Annotated in this window: 13 protein-coding genes; all 13 read right to left on the bottom strand. The window is 42.4% G+C overall.

Going from position 1 to position 14,251, the window contains the following annotated elements; genetic code table 11:
* Positions 1 to 2: 2 nt before the first annotated feature.
* Positions 3 to 3,056, bottom strand: a complete 3,054-nt coding sequence (locus tag HYN43_RS01150) for a SusC/RagA family TonB-linked outer membrane protein (protein ID WP_119407702.1) — start codon at positions 3,054 to 3,056, stop codon at positions 3 to 5.
* 129 nt (positions 3,057 to 3,185) lie between these two features.
* Complete coding sequence (locus HYN43_RS01145) at positions 3,186 to 3,686, bottom strand: acyl-CoA carboxylase biotin carboxyl carrier protein subunit (protein ID WP_119407701.1); 501 nt, start codon at positions 3,684 to 3,686, stop codon at positions 3,186 to 3,188.
* A gap of 174 nt (positions 3,687 to 3,860) precedes the next feature.
* A complete protein-coding gene (locus HYN43_RS01140; protein WP_119407700.1) occupies positions 3,861 to 4,520 on the bottom strand; it encodes a DUF4159 domain-containing protein in 660 nt (219 codons plus the stop codon).
* Positions 4,520 to 5,230, bottom strand: coding sequence for a 16S rRNA (uracil(1498)-N(3))-methyltransferase (locus HYN43_RS01135; protein ID WP_119407699.1), 711 nt, complete (start codon positions 5,228 to 5,230; stop codon positions 4,520 to 4,522). Before HYN43_RS01135 ends, HYN43_RS01140 begins: the two co-directional genes overlap by 1 nt.
* Positions 5,231 to 5,244: 14 nt before the next feature.
* Positions 5,245 to 6,585 carry a hemolysin family protein gene (locus HYN43_RS01130; protein WP_119407698.1) on the bottom strand — a complete coding sequence of 447 codons (1,341 nt, stop codon included), beginning with the start codon at positions 6,583 to 6,585 and terminating at the stop codon, positions 5,245 to 5,247.
* A 5-nt stretch (positions 6,586 to 6,590) separates the two neighbouring features.
* Positions 6,591 to 7,139 (bottom strand): inorganic diphosphatase, encoded by a 549-nt coding sequence (locus HYN43_RS01125; RefSeq protein ID WP_119407697.1) that lies wholly within the window; start codon positions 7,137 to 7,139, stop codon positions 6,591 to 6,593.
* A 23-nt stretch (positions 7,140 to 7,162) separates the two neighbouring features.
* Complete coding sequence (locus HYN43_RS01120; RefSeq protein ID WP_119407696.1) at positions 7,163 to 7,807, bottom strand: DedA family protein; 645 nt, start codon at positions 7,805 to 7,807, stop codon at positions 7,163 to 7,165.
* 55 nt (positions 7,808 to 7,862) lie between these two features.
* Positions 7,863 to 9,245: an NADH-quinone oxidoreductase subunit N gene (locus HYN43_RS01115; protein ID WP_119407695.1), complete on the bottom strand. Its 1,383-nt coding sequence runs from the start codon at positions 9,243 to 9,245 to the stop codon at positions 7,863 to 7,865.
* Between the two features lie 22 nt (positions 9,246 to 9,267).
* A complete protein-coding gene (locus HYN43_RS01110) occupies positions 9,268 to 10,743 on the bottom strand; it encodes a complex I subunit 4 family protein (RefSeq protein WP_119407694.1) in 1,476 nt (491 codons plus the stop codon).
* Between the two features lie 24 nt (positions 10,744 to 10,767).
* The gene (gene nuoL, locus HYN43_RS01105) at positions 10,768 to 12,672 is read right to left on the bottom strand and encodes an NADH-quinone oxidoreductase subunit L (protein ID WP_119407693.1); all 1,905 of its coding nucleotides are present in this window, start codon (positions 12,670 to 12,672) and stop codon (positions 10,768 to 10,770) included.
* A 187-nt stretch (positions 12,673 to 12,859) separates the two neighbouring features.
* A complete protein-coding gene (nuoK, locus tag HYN43_RS01100) occupies positions 12,860 to 13,189 on the bottom strand; it encodes an NADH-quinone oxidoreductase subunit NuoK (protein WP_090533902.1) in 330 nt (109 codons plus the stop codon).
* The gene (locus HYN43_RS01095) at positions 13,189 to 13,692 is read right to left on the bottom strand and encodes an NADH-quinone oxidoreductase subunit J family protein (protein WP_119407692.1); all 504 of its coding nucleotides are present in this window, start codon (positions 13,690 to 13,692) and stop codon (positions 13,189 to 13,191) included. The genes nuoK and HYN43_RS01095 overlap by 1 nt, the downstream gene beginning before the upstream one ends.
* Before the next feature lie 57 nt (positions 13,693 to 13,749).
* Positions 13,750 to 14,247 (bottom strand): NuoI/complex I 23 kDa subunit family protein, encoded by a 498-nt coding sequence (locus tag HYN43_RS01090; protein WP_119407691.1) that lies wholly within the window; start codon positions 14,245 to 14,247, stop codon positions 13,750 to 13,752.
* Positions 14,248 to 14,251: the final 4 nt, after the last annotated feature.

Here is a 14,251-nt window from a genome sequence, read left to right as displayed (position 1 = left end):
AATTAAAATCCTACGTTAATACCAAAGGTGATTGTTTTGGCCTGCGGAGCGGCATAAAAATCATACCCTTGCGTAATATTACCCGAAAAGGCATCCGAGTTTAACTCAGGATCCCAACCCTTGTACTTTGTCCAGGTTAGTAAGTTTGTTGCCTGAGCGTACACCCTTAAACTGGATAATTTGATTTTGCTAAGTAAAGCTTTAGGGAAATTATAACCCAGGATAACGTTCTTTAAACGCACGTATGATCCATCATCCAAAAACCTCGAGCTTGGGCTAATGCCATTACCGCCAAACAAACGCGCCTCGGGAACATTGGTGATTTGTCCTGCCTTTTTCCACGATTGGAGCTGATCGACAGTTTGATTATCGAAACCATTATTGAAACCAACAGACATATACTGCCCGCCGCCGTTGTATATTTTGTTACCGTGTACCTGTTGTAAAAGGAAACTTAAATCAAAGCCCATATAGCTTACTGAGTTGTTTAAACCGGCTATATATTTAGGGTTAGGGTCGCCAACCACTACTGGTACTGCCTCATTGTAATCACTTGTTTTGGTTCTGTCCCTTTTGCCATTACCCAAATCGGTGTTTTTGTAGTAGAGCGCGTCTCCATTAGAAGGATCGGCACCGGCAAATTCCGGCGCATAAAAAATACCCAGCGGTTGCCCCTCAATTGCACGGTTTACCTGGTCGCCACCGCCAAGCAATACCTGGCCTTTCAGATCATTAATCTTGTTTTTGTTGAATGATAAGTTAAAGCTTGTTGACCAGGTAACCTTACCCACAAGGTTTTTCGAATCGATCTGAATCTCCAAACCTTTATTTTGCAGTTTGCCAAGGTTTTGGGTTATTGTTGTAAAACCAGAAGTGGCGGGCACCTGCACGTTCAATAAAAGGTCTTTAGTTTTTTTCAGGTAAACCTCAAATGAACCTGATAACCTGCCGTTGAAAAATCCTACATCCACACCAAGGTTTGAGGTAGCTGTAGTTTCCCATTTTAAATCGGGGTTAGGCAATTGTGTTGGGCGCGCACCTGCTACACCTGCATATCCAAATGCCGAAAATAAACCACGCGAAGGAAAGTTACCAATTTCGGAGTTACCGGTTATACCGTAGCTGGCCCTAAGTTTCAAATCAGATACCAGCTTTTGGTTTTTCATAAATCCTTCCTGCGAAATTACCCAGCCAACAGAACCTGCCGGGAAGAAACCATAGCGATGACTATCACCAAACCTGGACGAACCATCTACACGACCGCTTAAGGTAAGCAGGTATTTATCATCAAACTTATAATTTGCCCTTGCAAAATATGAAAGCAATGAATAAGCAGTTGAGTTTGATGCAGCACCGGTGATATCTGCTGCGCTATTCAGCTTTTTATAAGCATCAGAGGGAAATTGCTGCCCGTTAATAGAATTAAGATCATTTTGCTGCCTTTGATAAGTCATACCGCCAACCGCATCAATGCTGCTTTTACCCAAATCTTTTAAAAAGTGGAAAAAGTTATTGGTATTAAAGTTTAACGAAGTAACTGATGAGTTGAACCCGACACCATTACTTGTGCCCGAGTTACGGAGCGTAAGGCTGCCTGAATAATTATCTTCTGTAGAGTTTAAGATATCCATGCCAACCTCTGTTCTGAAAGTTAAAGATGGCACCAGTTTAATTTCACCAAAAACGTTACCAAGGTTCCGGTAATCAGTAGTGATAAAATAGCTGCTTTCAGAATTTAGCAAGGGGTTAAAATAAGTTGGAAAGTTGCCATTAGGGTTACCTGTGGCTGGGTCAAGCGCTCCGCTCAATAAACCGGTACGAGGGTCGATAACGGGCGTTATCGGCGCTAATGCAACAATTTGCTCTGGAGTTGAAAACGCGTTATCATTATCCAAACGATGGTTTACCGTGCGCGAAACGCTTAAATTAGCACCAATGGTCAACCAGCTGTTTGCCTGGTTTTCAATATTGGTACGTAAGCTGTATTGATTGATCTGGTTTTTAAGGATCCAGCCTTTTTGATCATTATAGGTACCCGAAATATAAAATTTAGTTTTCTCGGTACCGCCAGAAAATACAAGGTTGTAATTCTGTACGGGAGCGTGTTGAATAATTTGTTGCTGCCAGTCGGTATTTACTTTATAAGTTTTGTAATCATCATTACCGGCCGAATAGCGCAGTAACCTGCCTTCGATAGTAGCGGTAGAATAGCCACCGGCTTTGCCTGCTTCTCTTAATAAGGTAACATATTGCTGAGCATTTAAAAACTCACGCTCGCCGGTAGGTTTACTGAAACCGTAATATTGATTGTAGGTAATTTTAGTTGCGCCGGCTTTACCCTTTTTAGTAGTTACCAATACAACACCGTTTGATGCCCTTGAACCGTAAATAGCGGCCGCCGATGCATCTTTAAGGATGTCGATAGATTCGATATCGTTTTGATTTAAATCAACCAGGGGATTGGTTGAAGCGCCATTGCTTGAAAAATCATCAACTGTTATCGGCAAACCGTCAACCACATATAAAGGTTGGTTACCTGCTGATACAGATGAGGCACCACGAATCCGCACCTGTATGCCCTGCCCCAGTTTACCGTTCTGCGCCTGGATATAAACACCCGGGCTGCGGCCTTGGATAGCCGATTCCAAACTCGGCACGGGGATGTTCTCAATATCGCCGCCTTTTATTTTTGAAACCGAACCTGTTAATGATCGTTTGCTCTGCGTACCGTAGCCCACTACCACTACTTCGTTCAAAATTTTTGAATCGGTAGTTAGTTGTGCGTTAACTGTTGTTCCCTTGATGGCAACATCGAGCGAAAGATATCCCAAAAATTTAAAGTTGAGCACTTTTGCGGTTTCCGGCACGGTAAGTTTATACCCACCGTTAATATCAGTTTGGGTGCCTATCGACGACCCTTTTACGGTTACGCTCGCTCCGGGTATGGGCGATCCGTCTTTCTGATCTGTTACCTTACCTGTAATAACTTTGGTTTGGGCAAAACCAAAGGCAATACAAGTACATAACAACAGGATTGTTAGTAGATGTTTCTTCATAAAAGTTAATATTGTTAATTAAAGAAGTAAGTTCGTAAAAAAAATATGTAGAAACAACAAAAACCTTAAAAATACGTTGCGCTTTTTATAAAAATGTTATTATCGCACATTTAAAACCATAACCATAAGTTAAAACAACATTAATATCTGTCCCTTTTCTACTTTATCGCCCGGCTTTATCGTTATTTGCTGTACTATGCCCATATCGGCAGGAGCTTTAATGATATTTTCCATCTTCATTGCTTCCAGCACAAACAGGTTATCGCCTTTTTTTATCGCGTCTCCCTTGTTAGCAAATATTTTAAGCACTAAACCGGGCATAGGTGCCTTTACTTCGCTAACCTTTGTACTGCTCAGGCCGCTAAGCCCAAGCTGCTCGAGCAATAAATCAAACCGGTCTTTCGCTGTAATATGATAAATGTTATTGTTAACCTTTATTTCGGCAACTTTTTGGCCGGCGTCAAAACTCACCACTTCAACATTGTATGACCGGTTGTTTTCTATAATATGATAACTCCCCTCCGCTACCGGCTTTATATCGGCATTGCGCTTAACTCCGTTAACAAGCACCCCGTTCATGTTGCTTTCGGTTTCAATATTGTAACGGTCGTTAATTTTTAGTTGATACATCAGGAGGAGATTTAGTATGGGTAGTGATTTATAATACGGTTTGTATAAAATTAAAGTTATTAATTTTATTTACATGCAGATCATCATAAACACAACTGTTAACTGACATTATCCGCCATAATTTGCCGGATGTCAATCTTGCTCAAAAAAAGGAAATGATATTTTGCGTTTATATCAACGCGTAAAGGTGTATTGAATAAGGTTAGCGCCCATTTTAAGCGCTTTTTGCCGCGCTTCCTGGGTATCGCCGGCATAAGTGCCAAAATCTTCCCAACCGTTGCCTAAATCGCACTCATAGGTATAAAAGCAAACCAGCCTGCCGTTATAAATTAAACCAAAGCCCTGGGCACGCTTACCATCATGCTCGTGAATTTTGGGCAGGCCATTAGGGAAATCATATTTTTGATGGTAGATGGGGTGATTAAGCGGCAACTCAACAAAATCAAGTTCGGGAAAAACCTTTTTCATTTGGGGGCGGATATACTGGTCGAGCCCGTAATTATCATCGATATGCAAAAAACCGCCGCCTGTGAGATATTTGCGCAGGTTACGTGCCTCCTGGTCGGAAAAAATAACGTTGCCGTGCCCTGTCATAAAAGTGAAGGGATAATTGAACAGCGAAGCGCTGCCTACCTCAACCACTTCGTCATCATCATCAAAATTGGTTTTGAGGTTTTCGTTGCAAAATTTAATCAGGTTAGGTAACGCGGTGCGGTCGCCGTACCAATCGCCTCCGCCGCTGTATTTAAGGCGGGCAATTTTGTAGGCAGGTGCGTGGAAACTGCTCATGGCTATCACAAGCATGCAAACTGTCAGGATACGTTTTACCTTCATCATAACCGGTTTAAAAAGTTAACCTCAAAACAAGCTTCCAATGCTGCGGTTTCGGTACGCAGGCGGCTTGTACCTAAAGTTATCGGTTTAAATCCGCTTTGCAAAGCTTTATCTATTTCGGCAGGTGCAAAATCCCCCTCCGGTCCTATTAATATTAAACACCGCCCATGCAGACTCAATTCGTCCTTCAGCTTGTATTTCTCCCCAGGTTCGCAATGGGCTATAAATTTTTGGCCATCAAAAGGCTTATCAAGCAGCTGGTTTAACGTTAAAGGCTCGTTTAATACCGGATGATATGCTTTAAGCGATTGCTTGATGGCAGCAGTAATGATCTTATTCAGCCTGTCAACCTTGGCCTCTTTCCGCTCGGAGCGTTGTGCGATAATAAGTGATACTTCGTCGATACCTATTTCGGTGGCTTTTTCTAAAAACCACTCCAAACGTTCGATATTTTTGGTTGGTGCTACCGCGACGTGCAGGTAATGATTGCGCTTATCGAACTCCGTTTTTACAGCAGTTATTTTGAGAATAGTGCGCTTTGGATGAGGATCCTGAATAAGTGCATCATATAATCCTCCCCTGCCGTCAATCAACTGAACCAGGCTGCCTGCCTCGAGGCGCAATACCCGGATAGCGTGTTTACTTTCTTCTTCGTTAAGAAAATACTGAGGATGCGAGGGATCGATATCGGGCGTATAAAAAAGATGCATTGCGGGTGAGCAGATTAATGTAAATCTACTGCATCTTCTTCATTTATCAGTAACTCGAGCTTAACTGATTCGATATTCTGATCGGATTTTTTTAAAACCGTTATGTTGTACCCGTTTGATTCGCGTTGCTCGCCCACATCAGGAATTTTGCCGAATATATCGCCAATCCAGCCGGATACGGTATCAAAATCGCCGTCTTCGGGTAAATCGTGCGGCAGGTGTTCGTTTACATCGTAAATAGGTGCAAGCGCGTTAACTATAAACTCGCGTTCGTTCACTTTTTCAACGATCGGCTTTTCTTCATCGTATTCGTCCTGGATATCGCCTACCAGCTCTTCAACAATATCCTCAAGCGTAACCATACCCGCAGTGCCACCAAACTCATCAAGCACAATGGCTATCTGGATGCGTTTCTGTTTCATCTCGGCCATCAGATCATTGATCTTTTTGGTTTCGGGGATAAAATATGGTTTGCGGATAATATCTTTCAGGATAATTTCATCATTACGGGCCAGCAAAGGCAGGATATCTTTGGCGTGTACAATACCGATGATCTTATCTATCACATCATCATAAACGGGCATCCGAGAATAGCCCTCGTTAATGATCATATCCAGCAGCTCTTCTTTAGTCGAGTCAATATCCAGACCCGAGATTTTGGTACGCGGCACCATAATATTTTTCACCACGCGCTCGTTAAAATCAAACACATTCTGAATCAACTCATGCTCGTTCGAATCGATAGCACCGGTTTCCTTGCCCTGTTCAAGCAGGTATTGAAGCTCTTCCGAACTGTGATGCGTTTCGCCGCCTTCAACTGCATTTATGCCTAATAATTTTAAAATAAAATTGGCAAAGTTATTAAGTACCCAGATAAACGGCCTGAAAACAACAAAGAAAAACCTAAGCGGTAAAGAAACAGCCATTACCGTGCGAACAGATTTTTGGATAGCCAGCGATTTAGGTGCAAGCTCGCCAAAAACAATGTGCATTATGGTTATAAAACTGAAGGCAAGAATATGGCTTGCAGTAATATATCCCTGTGAAAGGGTGATACCTACCGCCAGGAAAGCACGGATTACAAGGTTTGTGGCAACCTCTTCGCCCACAACACCAAGTGCCAGTGAGGCAATGGTAATACCCAGCTGCGTAGCAGCCAGGTAACCATCTAAATTATGCAGTATGCCGCGGGCTACTTTGGCTACGCCGCTGCCGCCCTTGGCTTTAATTTCAATTTGCGAACCCCGAACCCTCACCATGGCAAACTCGGCGGCTACAAAAAAACCGTTTAGTAATACCAGGAATATGGTAGCGAAAATGTAGAATAAATTGATCTCGTAATGTGCGGGGTCCATTTAAATTATGATTGGTAAACAGGGAACGTATTTTTATACAATTCCAAACTTTCGGCTATTACTTTATGGGCATAGCGCACACCCAGCAAATGTTCGATAGTTACGTTTTTACCTTCCAGCTTTTTATAATCTTTAAAGAAACGTACAATCTCGGTCATGGCGTGCGGAGGCAGCTCGTTTAAGTCGTTAATATAGTTAACCGACATATCATTTTTTGCTACCGCGATGATTTTATCGTCCTGCTCGCCATTATCAACCATGTGCATTACGCCCACTACCTTGGCCTCGATGATCGACATCGGGAAAACGTCGATCGAGCATAGTACAAGGATATCCAAAGGGTCTTTATCGTCGCAATAGGTTTGTGGTATAAAACCGTAGTTAGCAGGGTACATTACCGATGAAAACAGTACACGGTCTAACTTCAACAAGCCCGATTCCTTATCAATTTCATATTTAGCCTTCGAACCTTTAGGGATTTCGATGATGGCATTTACCACTTCAGGAATGTTATCGCCCGGCGAAACCTGGTGCCATGGATGTAGAGTGCTCATGTATTATTTATATATAACGTTTATTAATCTGTTTTGTCCTTTTTTTCAAGGATCTTCCTTCTAACGAAAGCAATAACTAACGGAATTGTTGTAATTATTATCAATCCGAGGATGATGTACTGCAGGTAATCTTTAAGTTGAGGAAACCTTCTGCCTAAAAAGAAACCGCTTAACGTGAATACACATACCCAGGTTACGCTGCCGATAAGGTTATAGAGGCTGAACCTTTTGATATCAACCTTAACAACACCTGCAAATATAGGAGCAAATGTTCTAACAATAGGGAAAAATCTGCCTAAAATAAGCGCCATGCCGCCGTATTTGTGGTAAAAGTCGCTGGCCATGGTCACATATCGCTTCTTAAAAAACAACGAATCGCTTTTATTAAAAAGCACCGGCCCCGTTTGGAAGCCAAACCAATAGCCTGTAAAATTCCCTAATATACCCGCCCCTATCAGCGATAGTACCAATGTTGATATGGAAACATCAACCTTCCCGGCCGCGCACAACAGACCTGCCATAAACAGCAGGTAATCTCCCGGCAAAAAGAATCCGAAAAACAAACCGGTTTCGGCAAAAACAACAATAAGCAAGAGATAAAAACCACCCCTGCTTATTATGGATTGAGCGTCAGTTAAATTTTGAAGGTATTCCCAAAAACTTTCCATTCACTATATCTGTAAAACTACAAATATTAAATCAATTTGCAGTTATCAATACTGATTAAATGAAGCGGGCAATTAAATCGGGATAAATGCCTATTAGAATTGTAGCAATGGCCGAAACAGCGAATACTATTTTGTAGTAAACCGGAATGCTCAGTTCATTGCGCTCGGCTGTACGGAAGTACATGGCTATAATCACCCTGAAATAGTAGAAAATACTGATGATAGCATTTACCACAGCTACTATTACCAAACCGATATGGAAGCGCGAAACCGCACCTGTAAACATAAAAAACTTACCTATAAAACCCGCGGTTAAAGGAATACCAGCCAGCGAAAGCATAGCTACCGTAAGCACGAAAGCCAGGAAAGGGTTTCGTTTACCAAGGCCGTTAAAGCTGTCGAAGTTATCGCTGCCGTTTTGCTGCTGTACCAATATCAGTGCACCGAAGGCGATAATTGAGGCGATAGAGTAGGCAGTTGCATAAATCAATACCGAGTTAGCCGAAGCTGAACCTAACGATACGATGGCAAACAACAGGTAACCGGCGTGCGAGATACTTGAGAAAGCCAGCATGCGTTTAAAACTTTGCTGATATAATGCGGTGATATTGCCGATAAACAGGGTGATGATGGTAATAACAATCAGGATCGGCGTCCAGAAATCTGATAGCGGTTGGAAACAAGCCGAAAACAGGCGCAGGAAAGCGGCAAAACCCGCAGTTTTCACTACTGTAGACATGAAGGCTGTAATGAGGGTTGGCGATCCTTCATATACGTCCGGTGTCCAGAAATGAAACGGAGCAGCACCAACTTTGAAACATAAACCAACAATAATTAACGCGATGCCTGTGTAAAACATCGGATCGATATGTGGATGCTCACCTACATAACCGCGGATAGCATCCATATTGAATGAACCTGATGAACCGTAAAGTAATGCAATACCAAATAGCAGGAAACCTGTAGAGAAAGCACCCATCAAAAAGTATTTCAAGGCAGCTTCGTTTGAGGCAAAATCACTTTTCTTGATACCTGCCAGGATGTATAAACTAACCGACATGATCTCGATGCCGATAAACATCATTACCAGGTTATTGAACGATACCATTATGATGATACCTGCCAACGAAAATAAAATGATGGCATAGTATTCCGCGGTATGCCTGCTGATCTTTTCGAAATAACCTTTTGAAAGCAGCAGGATCAATATGGTTGAGATGATGGTTACAGATGAAAATACAACTGAGAAGTTGTTAAACAGCAACATGCCGTGGTAAAGCGTTTCGGCGGTGTCTTTTGGTTTCCAGTCGCACAACGCAGCACCTAAAGCAACCAGTAAACCTATAACAGTAACCGGCAGTAAAGCCTTTTCAGCTTTATATAAACCTAAATACAGAAGCGCTATAGGTAAAACAGATATGATGATTATAGTATTCATTCTTTTCTTTAAAATCTTAAACCTACATTGTAAACTTAGCACCTATGGTATTTACCAGCTGCGTAACAGCAGCTTCAGATATATGCAGGATAGGTTGCGGATAGATGCCCAGGGCAATAACCAAAACGCAGATGAGGCATAAAGTGAATTTTTCAACACCACTTACATCTTTAAAAGTTGCGGTAAGCGGGTTGGTTTCGCCCTGCATTACTTTTTTGTACATCCTCAGCATGTAAACGGCGCCTAAAATGATAGTCGAACCTGCAAAAGCAGCAATCACCAGGTTACCAAAATGGCCGGCACCGAATGTAAACACACTTTTCAATAACAGGAACTCTCCAACAAAACCATTGGTTAAAGGCAGACCTACGGTACCCAAAACAATGATCAGGAAGCCGATAGCAAACCTCGGCGCTACTTTAGCGATACCGCCAAGTTGGTCTGTATCTTGAGTGCCCATGCGGCGGATAATGATATCCCAGATAAAGAACATACCTACCACGTTGATACCGTGGTTAAGCATTTGCAGCATGGCACCTTGTACACCCTGAATGTTCCAGGCCAAAATACCTGCAGCAATAAGGCCAACGTGCGCAATTGAAGAGTAAGCTACCAAACGTTTACCTTCTTTTTGTTTAAAGGCGATGATTGAAGCGTATACTATACCGATAACGGCAAGGATAATAACCAAAGTTTGAAAATGGAAGAAACCAAGCGGGGCGTTAGGAATCATCCAGCGGATAACACCGTAAATACCCATTTTAAGCATAATACCAGATAACATCATGGTACCGCCCGAAGGCGCTTCAGTATAGGTATCCGGCTGCCAGGTGTGCAGCGGGAACAAAGGCATCTTGATAGCAAAGGCCAGGAAGAATGCCCAGAACACCCATGTTTGATGCTTAACATCTAACGACATGCTGTAGAAGTTATGCAGATCAAAAGTGCCGGCAGGCGATTGCAGGTACAGGTAGATCAATGCTACCAGCATAAACAATGACCCGGCAAAAGTGTAGATGAAAAACTTAATGGTAACCCTGATCCTGTTCTCTCCGCCCCAAAGCGCGCAGATAAAGTAGATAGGGATCAATGCTGCTTCCCATCCCACGTAAAACAAAAAGCCATCAAGCGCTGTGAATACTACCAGCAAGCCGGCCTGCATAAATAGTATCAATCCATAAAAAGCGCCTTCCCGGTTATATTCGTGATTATAGGTAGTTAAAATGATAATTGGTACAAGCAGGGTGGTTAATAAAACCAACACCATGCTGATGCCATCAATACCCGCGCTAAAGTAAACACCAAATTTAGGGATCCAGGGTGCATCAATAGCAAATTGGGTTGAAGCATCCGGAACAAACTTGCTTAAAAATATAAGCGCTATTACCAGTTGGGCAACAGAGAAGAATAAAGCTGCATGCTTAGCAACCCCATTTTTAAGCAGGGCTACTATTACTGCGGCAACTATTGGCAAAAAGAGTAATATACTAACGGTCATGTTATGTTGCTAAACGCTTATCGTTTATATTTTAGTTAATCCAAATACGCTATACAGTAGCACGGCAATAATGCCAAGCACCATTACAAATATGTAGAAGCCTACGTTACCGGTTTGCAGTAAACGTAAACCTTTACTGGTTTCGAGCGTGCCTTTACCAATGCCGTTCACCAAACCGTCGATACCTAAACGCTCAACTATATTATAGAAGAAGGTAGACAGCCAATCCAACGGTTTGCGGATGATCAGGTCATAAAGCTCATCCAGGTAAAACTTGTGGTATGAAATGCTTGTTAACGCCGGGCGCTCTTCGCTATCTGCTACCGGTACGCTTCCGTTTTTAGCGTATTTCATATAGGCATAAGCCATAGCAGCGAAAGCCAATACTACTGAAGTCCCCATCAAAGCATACTCTAATGATTCAGACAGATGATGCTCGCCCAGGATCTCGTTCGATTTTTTGAACACCGGCTCAAGGAATGCAGCCAACTCGTGGTGACCATGCAACACTTCCGGTACACCGATAAAACCAGCTAAACAAGAAAGGATAGCCAATACAATTAAAGGGATGGTCATGGTTGGAGGCGACTCATGTAAATGATGTTCCTGCTCATGTGTACCACGAAACTTTCCGTAAAAAGTAAGGTACATCATCCTGAACATGTAGAATGAGGTTAACATCGCAGTTAACACACCAATGCCCCAGAAAATCGGGCTATGTGCATAAGCATGTGCCAGGATCTCATCTTTAGAGAAGAAACCCGCTAAAGGAGGAATACCCGCGATAGCAACGGTACCGATCATCATTGTGGTGAAAGTAATCTTGATCTTACCTTTCAAACCACCCATTTTACGCATGTCCTGTTCACCACTCATAGCGTGGATAACAGAACCCGCACCAAGGAATAATAATGCTTTGAAAAACGCGTGAGTTAATACGTGGAAGAAAGCACCGGTGTAAGCACCAACACCTAAACCCAAAAACATATAACCTAACTGCGATACTGTTGAATAAGCCAGTACCTTTTTAATATCTGTTTGCGTAAGTGCGATTAACGCTGCGATAAGCGCCGTTGCCAAACCTACATAAGCAATGATCTCGGTAGTATCGGTAGCCAGTGTAAACAAAATGTTTGAACGGGCAATCATATAGATACCTGCTGTAACCATGGTAGCCGCGTGGATGAGGGCCGAAACCGGGGTTGGGCCGGCCATCGCGTCTGGCAACCAGGTAAACAATGGCAACTGTGCAGATTTACCGCAGGCGCCAATGAACAAACATATTGCGATTATCTCAACGCCCTTTTTTGATGTGGCGATAGCTGGCAATACTTCTGAAAACGAGAGGCTGTTGTAGAAGTGGATGATGCAGAACATACCCAGCAAAAAGCCCAAATCACCGATACGGTTCATTACGAAGGCTTTTTTAGCGGCATCGGCATAATCCGGATTGGTATACCAGAAACCGATAAGCAGGTATGAGCATAAACCTACGCCTTCCCATCCGATGAACAATATCAGGTAGTTTGAACCTAAAACCAGCAATAACATGAAAAACACGAACAGGTTAAGGTAAGCGAAGAATTTACCAAAACCTTCATCATCGTGCATATAACCTATCGAGTACAGGTGGATCAGGAAACCAACACCGGTAATGATGAGCAGCATGATCGCACTCAGTTGATCGATCAGGAACGCGAAAGGGAATTTCAATGTACCAACAGCAAACCAGGTAAAGTAGTTAACATTAATAGGTACGCCTGTTTGTTTTACCTGGAAAAAAGCAGCGATGCTTAAACCAAATGATACCAATACCAGCAAACTGCCGATAAAGGCAATTACACTTTTTGATAATGAATTACGGCCAAGTCCGTTAATAATAAAACCGGCTAAGGGTAATATTGGAATAAGCCAGATTAATTTATCCATGTTCGATGTTGTACGTTTTAAGCGTTAAGCTATACGTGTTTAATTATCAGATCCGTCACCGACTTTTATTATCTGCTCAAAAGCAAATAGCTTCGTCTATAATAATGACGCGTTTTATATTCTATTTAGCAAAGCAACTTTTCATTCAAAATCCGAAATCGAAATTCCGAACTCCGAAATCAAAGTCCTACCATTTCAACCTGTTCAGCACGTTGATGTCTATCGAGTTGGTGTTACGGTAAATCATTACGATGATAGCCAAACCAACTGCAACTTCGGCAGCGGCCAGCGCCATAATAAAGAATACGAATACCTGACCGGTGGCATCCCCCCTGTATACCGAAAACGCGGTAAGCAAAAGGTTAACCGAGTTAAGCATCAACTCAACCGACATGAAGATCACGATAGCATTACGGCGGATTAATACGCCCATTACGCCTATAGCAAAAATGATGGTGCTTAATAAAATGTAGTGATTAAGCGGCACGGCGTGCATAGTATTTGTTAAACTTTCCATTATGCTGCTTTAGGTTCTTTTTCTTTAGTGGCCAATAATACCGCCCCTACCATTGCCGAAAGCAACAATACCGACGATACTTCGAAAGGCAGTAAAAACTCATCAAATAATACCTTACCCAGGTTTTTCACCAAACCCAGATCAGGGTTTTGCAACAATACCGGGTTTGATGTACCAACCAGTTTAAGCGATGATGCAACGGCTACAGCTAAAATACCGCCACCAAATACGCCTGCTATTTTCACCATAAAAGGTTTAACAGGTTCGCTATCTTTATTAAGGTTGATAAGCATCAGCGTGTACAGGAACAGTACCAGGATGGCACCCATGTAAACAATGAAATTTACAATCGCCAAAAATTGAGCGTTAAGCAAAATGTAATGGATGGTGAATGTAAAAAAGGTAAGAATTAGATAAAGGATACTATGTACCGGATTTTTGGCCGAGATTACCAATATCGAAAAGAATATGGACAAAAATGCGATGAAGTAAAATGTACTCATGTTTTTATTTACAAAATACCTTTACCCTGTTAGGCAGGGCAAAGGTATAAAACTTCTTTATTGATTTAAGGGCGCCTCTACTAATTTGTCTTTACCGTAAATGAAATCTTTACGCAGGTAATCGGCAGGTACAATATCCCCGTCAAGGTAAATTGCTTCTTTAGGGCAGGCCTCTTCGCATAAACCACAAAAAATGCAACGCAGCATGTTAATTTCATACACAGCGGCATATTTTTCTTCGCGATACAAATGCTCCTCACCTTTCTGGCGCTCGGCGGCAGTCATGGTAATAGCTTCGGCAGGGCATGATAAAGCGCACAGGCCGCAGGCGGTACAACGCTCTTTACCATTCTCATCGCGTTTAAGCGAGTGCATGCCACGGAAGTTTTCAGAAAACTCACGTTTTTCTTCCGGGTAAGCGATAGTTACCGGCTTTTTGAAAAAGTGTTTCATGGTGGTTGATAAACCGCCCACAATAGCCGGCAGGTAAGCGCGCTCTAAAAAGTTGAGTGGCTTAACTTCCAGTACTTTTCTTTTATTACTTAATGGTTCCATTTAA

Origin of the sequence: Mucilaginibacter celer (assembly GCF_003576455.2) — a bacterium.
GTDB classification, from domain to species: Bacteria; Bacteroidota; Bacteroidia; order Sphingobacteriales; family Sphingobacteriaceae; genus Mucilaginibacter; species Mucilaginibacter celer.
Note: the sequence above shows the minus strand (reverse complement) of the source record. Positions and strands in the feature narration are given on the sequence as shown.

Excerpts from the sequence above, each read along its gene's own strand:
- HYN43_RS01120 (WP_119407696.1), bottom strand. The coding sequence starts at position 7,807 with ATGGAAAGTTTTTGGGAATACCTTCAAAATTTAACTGACGCTCAATCC.
- nuoL (WP_119407693.1), bottom strand. The coding sequence starts at position 12,672 with ATGGATAAATTAATCTGGCTTATTCCAATATTACCCTTAGCCGGTTTT.
- HYN43_RS01090 (WP_119407691.1), bottom strand. The coding sequence starts at position 14,247 with ATGGAACCATTAAGTAATAAAAGAAAAGTACTGGAAGTTAAGCCACTC.
- HYN43_RS01135 (WP_119407699.1), bottom strand. The coding sequence starts at position 5,230 with ATGCATCTTTTTTATACGCCCGATATCGATCCCTCGCATCCTCAGTAT.
- nuoK (WP_090533902.1), bottom strand. The coding sequence starts at position 13,189 with ATGGAAAGTTTAACAAATACTATGCACGCCGTGCCGCTTAATCACTAC.
- HYN43_RS01140 (WP_119407700.1), bottom strand. The coding sequence starts at position 4,520 with ATGAAGGTAAAACGTATCCTGACAGTTTGCATGCTTGTGATAGCCATG.
- HYN43_RS01115 (WP_119407695.1), bottom strand. The coding sequence starts at position 9,245 with ATGAATACTATAATCATCATATCTGTTTTACCTATAGCGCTTCTGTAT.
- HYN43_RS01150 (WP_119407702.1), bottom strand. The coding sequence starts at position 3,056 with ATGAAGAAACATCTACTAACAATCCTGTTGTTATGTACTTGTATTGCC.
- HYN43_RS01125 (WP_119407697.1), bottom strand. The coding sequence starts at position 7,139 with ATGAGCACTCTACATCCATGGCACCAGGTTTCGCCGGGCGATAACATT.
- HYN43_RS01145 (WP_119407701.1), bottom strand. The coding sequence starts at position 3,686 with ATGTATCAACTAAAAATTAACGACCGTTACAATATTGAAACCGAAAGC.
- HYN43_RS01095 (WP_119407692.1), bottom strand. The coding sequence starts at position 13,692 with ATGAGTACATTTTACTTCATCGCATTTTTGTCCATATTCTTTTCGATA.
- HYN43_RS01110 (WP_119407694.1), bottom strand. The coding sequence starts at position 10,743 with ATGACCGTTAGTATATTACTCTTTTTGCCAATAGTTGCCGCAGTAATA.
- HYN43_RS01130 (WP_119407698.1), bottom strand. The coding sequence starts at position 6,585 with ATGGACCCCGCACATTACGAGATCAATTTATTCTACATTTTCGCTACC.